Raw genomic sequence first — 6,082 nt, 5'->3', positions numbered from 1 at the left:
GATCCCGCCCACCCCCGCCGGGCAACGGCTGGTCCCCGAACCGGTGTTCGTGATCTCCTCGGTACGGTCGGGTTCCACGCTGCTGCGGGTGCTGCTCAACAGCCACCCCCGTATCCGCGCCCCGCACGAGATGCATCTGCGGACGCTCCAGGTCGACCAGACGAAGCCGTACACCAAGAACGCGATGACCCAACTGGGGCTCGACCAGCACGAGTTGGAACACCTCCTCTGGGACCGGGTACTCCACCGGGAGCTCCAGCACAGCGGCAAGGACCTGATTGTCGACAAGACGCCGGGCAATGCCCTGGTCTGGGAGCGGCTGCACGAGGCGTGGCCCGATGCCAAGTACCTCTTCCTGCTGCGCCACCCGGCCTCGATGGTCAGCTCGCTGATCAACGGCCGCCCCGACCGCGACCCGGCGCAGACCGTCGCCGAGATCAAGAGTTACGTCGACGCCGTCGAGGACGCCCGCAACCGGCTGCCCGGGCTCACCGTCCGCTACGAGGACCTGACGGACGACGCCGCCGCGACGACCCGTGACATCTGCGGCTTCCTCGGCGTCGAGTGGGACCGCCGGATGCTGCAGTACGGGAAGCAGGACCACGGCCCGTTCAAGGCGTACATCGGCGACTGGAGCGAGAACATCAAGTCCGGTTCGGTCCAGCGGGCCCGTGCCCTCCCGGCCGCCGGCGACGTCCCCGACGAGCTGCGCGCGACCGCCCGCAGCTGGGGGTACGCATGCTGAACCCGTCCGCTGGCCGCGGCGCCACCGTCTGGCTGACCGGGCTGCCGAGCTCCGGCAAGACCACCGTGGCCGAGGCCCTGACGGCCAGGCTGCGCGCCACCCACCATCGCGTCGAGGTGCTGGACGGCGACGAGATCCGGATCGCCTTCTCCGACAGCCTCGGCTTCAGCCGGGACGACCGGAACACCAATGTGCGGCGGATCGGTCTGGTCGCCGAGATCCTGGCACGCAACGGGATCATCGCCGTCGTCCCGGTCATCGCCCCGTACGCGGACAGCCGGGCGGCGGTGCGCGAGCGGCACGCCAAGAGCGGCACCCCGTACTTCGAGGTGCATGTCGCCACTCCGGTGGAGGTCTGCGCCGTAAGAGACGTGAAGGGCCTGTACGCGCGGCAGGCGGCCGGTGCGCTCACCGGGCTCACGGGGGTCGACGACCCCTATGAGCTGCCCACCGCGCCCGATCTGCGGATCAACACCCAGCTGCAGACCGTCGCGCAGTCCGCTTATGCCGTGCACCAGTTGCTGGCCGAACGGAGGATCGTATGAAAGCCACCAGCGCAGTCGCGCTGTCCCACTTGGACTCTTTGGAGTCGGAGGCGGTGCACATCTTCCGCGAGGTGGCGGGTGAGTTCGAGCGGCCGGTGATCCTCTTCTCCGGCGGCAAGGACTCGATCGTCATGCTGCGTCTGGCGCTGAAGGCCTTCGCTCCGGCGGCCGTTCCCTTCACGCTGCTGCATGTCGACACCGGGCACAACTTCCCCGAGGTCCTTGAATACCGCGACCGTACGGTGGCCGAGCACGGGCTGCGCCTGCATATCGCCTCCGTACAGGACTACATCGACCGCGGTGTGCTGCGTGAGCGCCCTGACGGTGTCCGTAATCCGCTGCAGACGCTGCCGCTGACGGAGAAGATCCAGGCCGAGCGGTTCGACGCGGTCTTCGGCGGCGGACGCCGCGACGAGGAGAAGGCCCGCGCCAAGGAGCGCGTCTTCTCCCTGCGCGACGAGTTCTCCGCCTGGGACCCGCGCCGCCAGCGCCCCGAGCTGTGGCAGCTCTACAACGGCCGCCACGCACCGGGCGAGCATGTCCGCGTCTTCCCGCTCTCCAACTGGACCGAGCTGGACGTATGGCAGTACATCGAACGCGAGGGCATCGAGCTCCCGCAGATCTACTTCGCCCACAAGCGCGAGGTGTTCGCCCGCGACGGCATGTGGCTGACGGCGGGCGACTGGGGCGGCCCCAGGGTCGTCGAGCTCACCGAGACCCGGCTGGTGCGCTACCGCACCGTCGGTGACATGTCCTGCACCGGCGCCGTCGACTCCGACGCCGCCACCGTCGGGGCAGTGATCGACGAGATCGCTGCGTCCCGGCTGACCGAGCGGGGGGCCACGCGCGCCGACGACAAGGTGTCGGAGGCGGCGATGGAAGACCGTAAACGCGAGGGATATTTCTAGATGAGCACCCTGAGCACCCCGAGCACTCCCGGCACCCAACTGGCCGTCGACACACTCCGGTTCGCGACTGCGGGCTCCGTCGACGACGGCAAGTCCACCCTCGTGGGACGTCTGCTGCACGACTCCAAGTCGATCCTCACCGACCAGCTGGAGGCCGTCACCCGGGCGTCCGGCGGCGCGACCCCCGACCTGGCGCTGCTGACCGACGGGCTGCGTGCCGAGCGCGAGCAGGGCATCACCATCGACGTCGCCTACCGCTACTTCGCCACCGCCCGGCGCCGCTTCATCCTCGCCGACACCCCGGGTCATGTGCAGTACACCCGCAACATGGTCACCGGCGCGTCCACCGCCGACCTGGCGATCGTGCTGGTCGACGCCCGTCACGGCGTGGTCGAGCAGACCCTGCGCCATGCTGCCGTGACCTCGCTGCTGCGCGTCCCGCATCTGGTGCTCGCCGTCAACAAGATGGACCTCGTCGACTACGACCAGACCGTCTACGACCGTATCGTCGAGGAGTTCGGCGTCCCCTCCGCGACCGCCGTACCGCTCTCCGCGCTGGCCGGCGACAACGTGGTGGAGCGCTCCACGCGCATGGACTGGTACGAGGGCCCGACCCTCCTGGAGCACCTGGAGTCCGTCCAGGTCGCCACCGAACCGGCCTCCGCCCCCGCCCGGTTCCCCGTCCAGTACGTCATCCGGCACGGCGGACTCCGTTACTACGCGGGCCAGTTGGCCTCCGGCACCCTGTCCGTGGGCGAGACCGTCGCCGTGCTGCCCTCGGGCCGTACCACCACCGTCACCGCCATCGACCGGCTCGGCACTCACGTACGGCACGCAAGTGCGGGCGAGTCGGTGTCCGTCACCCTCGCCGACGCGCTCGACGTCTCCCGGGGCGACCTGATCGCGCCGGCGGACGGGGCGCCCGCCCCGACCCGACACGTGGAGGCGACCGTCTGCCATCTGCACGACCGTCCGCTGACGACCGGCGACCGGGTGCTGCTCAAGCACACCACCCGTACGGTCAAGGCGGTCGTCGAGGAGGTCGCCGGCGGCGAGCTCGCCGTCAACGGGATCGGGCGCATCACGGTGCGCACCGCCGAACCGCTCGCACTCGATCCGTACGCCGACTCGCGCCGCACCGGGTCCTTCCTGCTCATCGACCCTGCCGACGGTGCCACGCTCACCGCCGGCATGGCGCATTGATCCGGCTGGAGGGGGCGGGGAAAACCTTCGGCAGGCGCGGCGAACCGGTCCTCAGCGAGATCGACCTGTCCGTCGGAGAGGGCGAGTTCGTCTGTCTGCTCGGCGGATCGGGCAGCGGCAAGTCCACTCTGCTCCATCTGATCGCGGGCCTGGAGGAGCCGACGACGGGCACGGTGTCCGTGGAGCCGGGACCGCCGCCCGCGCTGATGTTCCAGGACCATGCGCTCTTCCCCTGGCTGACGGCGGGCGGAAACGTAGAACTGCCCCTGAAGCTAAGAGAGTTGCAGCCGGACCGGCACCGCACGGAGGCGGCCCGGCTGCTGGGTCTCGTCCAGCTCGCCGACCGGTACGACACCCCTGTCCATGAACTCTCCGGCGGTCAGCGCCAGCGCGTCGCTCTCGCCCGCGCCCTCGCGCAGAACAGCCAACTCCTGCTGATGGACGAGCCGTTCGGGGCGCTGGACGCCATCACGCGCGACGATCTCCACGAGGTCTTCGCCGACGTCTGGCGGCAGCAGGGGCTCACCGTCGTCTTCGTCACCCACGATGTGCGCGAGGCCCTGCGCTTGGGCACCCGGATCGTCCTGCTCTCCACCCGTCCCGGGCGCATCGCCCACCAGTGGCGATCCACCGAGGGCGCAGTGGCCGACGAGCAGGAGATCACCGAACGCCTGCGCAAGGAAGTCCACGCCCATGCTTAGCCTCGGCTCCCTCGTCCCCGCCCTGGGCCACAGCCTTTTCCGTACGGTGCTCGGCTTCACCGCGTCCGTACTGCTCGGCTCGGCGATCGGGCTGCTGATCCGCCGTTACGCACCGGTGCGCAGGGGTCTCTCCCCCGTCCTGTCCGCGATCCAGTCGCTGCCCGCCGCCGGTCTCGTACCGCTCGCGGTTCTCGTGCTGAGCGAATCCGAGCAGGCGGTGTACGCGGTGGTGCTGCTCGGCGCCGTACCGTCCGTGGCGATGGGCCTGGTCGGGGCGCTCGACCAGATCCCGCCGCTGCTGCTGCGGGCCGGGCGCACCATGGGCGCCACCGGCTGGGATTCCGTACGGTACGTCCTGCTGCCGGCGTCGCTCCCAGGGATCGTGCACGCGCTGCGACAGGGGTGGACCTTCGGCTGGCGGGCCCTGATGACGGCGGAGTTGATCACGGAGACACCGCTGCCCGGGATCGGTGAGATCCTCAACACCGGCAAGCAGACGGACGACACCGCTCTGACCCTTGCGGCGGTGGGTGTGATCCTGGCCGTCGGCGTCGTCGTCGAATCCGCTATTTTTACTCCGGTGGAGCGCCGTGTGCTACGCACCCGTGGCCTGCTCCCCCGAGAAAGGCACCGATGACTTCCCCCGAGAACCTCAAGATCAGCGTGATCGTCCCGGTCTACAACCCGGGCCCGTTCATCGACGATCTGATCTCCTCGCTGCTGCGCCAGACGATGGCCGCGGACGAGTTCGAAGCGATCTTCGTGGACGACGGCTCGACGGACGGGACCGGTGCCCGGCTGGACGAGGTGGCCGCGGAGCACGCCAACATCCAGGTCATCCACATCCCCAATTCGGGCTGGCCTTCGCGCCCGCGCAACATCGGCATCGAGAAGGCCCGTGGCGAGTACGTGCAGTTCGCCGACAACGACGACTGGTTCGGCGACGAGGCGCTGCACCGGCTGTACGCGTACGCCAAGGAGAACGACGCCGATGTCGTCATCGGCAAGATGACGGGCGTCAACCGGGGCGTGCCGCGTGAGCTGTTCCGCAAGAACCACCCCGACGCGACGTACGCCAACTCCCCGCTGATCGACAGCCTCACCCCGCACAAGATGTACCGTCGCTCCTTCCTCCTGGAGCACAACCTCCGCTTCCCCGAGGGCAAGCGGCGCCTGGAGGACCATGTCTTCGTCACCGCGGCGAACTTCGCGGCGAAGCGGATCTCGGTCCTCTCCGACTACACCTGCTACTACCACGTGGGCCGCCCCGACGCCTCGAACGCGGGCTTCCAGCGCTTCGAGCCCGCCGGCTACTTCGGGAACCTCTGCGAGGCCCTGGACATCGTCGACGCGCATACGGAGCCGGGCGCACTCCGCGACAAGATCCACCGGCGCTGGCTGCGGGTCGAGATCGTCGGCCGTCTCACCGGCAAGCGTTTCCTGACCGCCCCCGAGGACTGGAACACCGACTTCTTCCGCGAGGCCCGCAAGGTGGCCACCGAGCGCTTCGCCCCGGGCGTCGCCGCCGGTCTGCCCGCCATGCAGCGCGCGACCGCGGCCCTGCTGGTGCAGGACCGGCTGGAGTCGGTACGGGAGCTGGCGGCATGGGACGCCGGTCTCAAGGCGCAGGCCACCGCGGAGGCGGAGGGCTCCCCGCTGCGGATCACCGCCACGGGCGAGCTGCACACCCCCGCGGGACCGCTCACCTACGTCCACACCGACGCGGGCGTGGACGCGATCCGCACCCCGGTGGCGGACCTGGACCCGGCGCTCCTGGACGTCACCAAGCGGCTGAAGTCGGCGCGGATGGACATCGTGGCGCGCAGGCGCGGCTCGGCGGAGGAGTGCTTCCTGCCGGTCGAGACGGTGACGGAGCGGGTGGAGCTGCCCGACGGCGGCTTCCGCACGGTCCACCGCTCGGTGGCGGTGGTCACCCCGGACGCACTCAACTCGGGCCGCAACGCGGGGACTTGGGACCTG

Annotated in this window: 7 protein-coding genes; all 7 read left to right on the top strand. The window is 69.8% G+C overall.

Translation table 11 applies throughout. From position 1 onward, the window contains the following. The coding region (locus J0695_RS35725; protein WP_206968936.1) for a sulfotransferase family protein at positions 1-745 on the top strand (745 nt) is incomplete at its 5' end. Beyond that, positions 739-1,290: an adenylyl-sulfate kinase gene (gene cysC, locus J0695_RS35720; protein ID WP_206968935.1), complete on the top strand. Its 552-nt coding sequence runs from the start codon at positions 739-741 to the stop codon at positions 1,288-1,290. The genes J0695_RS35725 and cysC, both read left to right, overlap by 7 nt. Further along, positions 1,287-2,198 (top strand): sulfate adenylyltransferase subunit CysD, encoded by a 912-nt coding sequence (cysD, locus tag J0695_RS35715; protein WP_206968934.1) that lies wholly within the window; start codon positions 1,287-1,289, stop codon positions 2,196-2,198. Before cysC ends, cysD begins: the two co-directional genes overlap by 4 nt. After that, positions 2,199-3,401, top strand: a complete 1,203-nt coding sequence (locus J0695_RS35710; protein ID WP_206968933.1) for a sulfate adenylyltransferase subunit 1 — start codon at positions 2,199-2,201, stop codon at positions 3,399-3,401. Continuing rightward, positions 3,398-4,102: an ABC transporter ATP-binding protein gene (locus J0695_RS35705; protein ID WP_206968932.1), complete on the top strand. Its 705-nt coding sequence runs from the start codon at positions 3,398-3,400 to the stop codon at positions 4,100-4,102. The genes J0695_RS35710 and J0695_RS35705 overlap by 4 nt, the downstream gene beginning before the upstream one ends. Further along, complete coding sequence (locus J0695_RS35700) at positions 4,095-4,739, top strand: ABC transporter permease (protein WP_206968931.1); 645 nt, start codon at positions 4,095-4,097, stop codon at positions 4,737-4,739. The genes J0695_RS35705 and J0695_RS35700 overlap by 8 nt, the downstream gene beginning before the upstream one ends. Beyond that, positions 4,736-6,082, top strand: a 1,347-nt coding sequence (locus J0695_RS35695) for a glycosyltransferase family 2 protein (protein ID WP_206968930.1), incomplete at its 3' end; no start/stop codon positions are given. The genes J0695_RS35700 and J0695_RS35695, both read left to right, overlap by 4 nt.

The organism is Streptomyces beijiangensis, from assembly GCF_017315755.1.
In the GTDB taxonomy this organism is placed as follows: Bacteria; Actinomycetota; Actinomycetes; order Streptomycetales; family Streptomycetaceae; genus Streptomyces; species Streptomyces beijiangensis.
This window is presented reverse-complemented; position numbering and strand designations above follow the sequence as displayed.

Bases quoted from the DNA above. Each gene is read 5' to 3' on its own strand.
- cysC (WP_206968935.1), top strand. From the start codon at position 739: ATGCTGAACCCGTCCGCTGGCCGCGGCGCCACCGTCTGGCTGACCGGG.
- J0695_RS35710 (WP_206968933.1), top strand. From the start codon at position 2,199: ATGAGCACCCTGAGCACCCCGAGCACTCCCGGCACCCAACTGGCCGTC.
- cysD (WP_206968934.1), top strand. From the start codon at position 1,287: ATGAAAGCCACCAGCGCAGTCGCGCTGTCCCACTTGGACTCTTTGGAG.
- J0695_RS35700 (WP_206968931.1), top strand. From the start codon at position 4,095: ATGCTTAGCCTCGGCTCCCTCGTCCCCGCCCTGGGCCACAGCCTTTTC.